Consider the following 1276-nt stretch of genomic DNA (forward strand, 5'->3'; position numbering starts at 1 on the left):
ATTATTTATCGAGGGGCATTACTATGAAAGGTCATCCTAAAGTCATCAGCCAACTCAATCGAGTACTCACCTGTGAGCTGACCGCCATTAACCAATATTTTTTACATGCTCGTATGTTTAAGCATTGGGGGTTGGAAAAGCTTAATGAGAAAGAGTATAAAAAATCGATTGAAGACATGAAGCATGCTGACAAGCTGATTGAACGTGTATTGTTTCTTGAAGGTTTACCTAACCTACAACAGTTAGATAAATTGCGCATTGGTGAGCATGCTGAAGAAATGCTTAGCTGTGATCTAGCTGCGATTACTGAACAAATTGCCATTTTGCGTGAAGCCATTAAGGTATGTGAAACTCAGCAAGATTATGTTAGCCGCGATTTATTTGAAGATTTACTCGAAGACGAAGAAGAGCATCTAGATTGGATTGAGTCGCAGCAAGAGCTTATCAATCAAACGGGTATTCAAAATTATCTTCAATCACAAATTAACGACTAATAGGAAATTATCATGAAAGGCCATCCAGAAGTCATCGACGCTTTAAATAGTTTATTAACTGGCGAATTGTCAGCCATGGATCAATATTTTGTCCATGCTCATATGTATGAAGATTGGGGATTCAATGAACTGTATACCCGTATTCTGCATGAGTCAGACGACGAGAAGTTGCATGCCGCTAAACTAGTTCAACGCATTTTGTTTTTAGAAGGCACTCCAGATGTTGGCAGCCGTGAAGCGTTGAATATTGGTAAAGATGTGCAAGAAATGCTGAGAAATGACCTTGCATACGAATATCATGTAGCAGATCATTTGCGTAAAGTTATCGCGCTATGTGAAGAAAAAGCGGATTACCAAAGCCGTGAAATTTTAGAAGTATTATTAGATGACACTGAATCTGACCACATGTACTGGTTAGAAAAACAATTAGGTCTTATTGAGCGTGTAGGTTTACAAAACTATTTACAGACCAAAATGTAATGTCTTAATTGATACGTTACATGTTAATAAAGCCCAACTGCGTTTGGGCTTTTTTGTGTCATTTCAACACTCATGTGGAGGCTCTGGAAGACAGGTTAACCGCATTAGTGCTTGCTTTTTGAACTATTCGTTTAACCTGCAAACAAAAAATAGTCCAAGCCATGAAGATTTTATGGGCTATAACAACTCATTAAGTAAACTATTTTTGTGTAAAAAACGTTCGGTGACTTCCCCCTACTCTGGAAGATATACATTAAAAGTGATAATGGTTTTTTCTAATTAAATTGATATATTTAGTTTTT

The 1276-nt window shown here is 37.0% G+C and carries 2 protein-coding genes; both read left to right on the forward strand.

From position 1 onward, the window contains the following. Positions 1-23 precede the first annotated feature (23 nt). Positions 24-494 carry a bacterioferritin gene (gene bfr / locus CXF78_RS00865; RefSeq protein WP_011636431.1) on the forward strand — a complete coding sequence of 157 codons (471 nt, stop codon included), beginning with the start codon at positions 24-26 and terminating at the stop codon, positions 492-494. A 12-nt stretch (positions 495-506) separates the two neighbouring features. Beyond that, entirely contained in the window at positions 507-974 is a 468-nt protein-coding gene (bfr, locus tag CXF78_RS00870) for a bacterioferritin (protein ID WP_011636432.1), read from the forward strand. Positions 975-1276: the final 302 nt, after the last annotated feature.

This window comes from Shewanella sp. 11B5 (assembly GCF_002836795.1).
In the GTDB taxonomy this organism is placed as follows: domain Bacteria; phylum Pseudomonadota; class Gammaproteobacteria; order Enterobacterales; family Shewanellaceae; genus Shewanella; species Shewanella frigidimarina.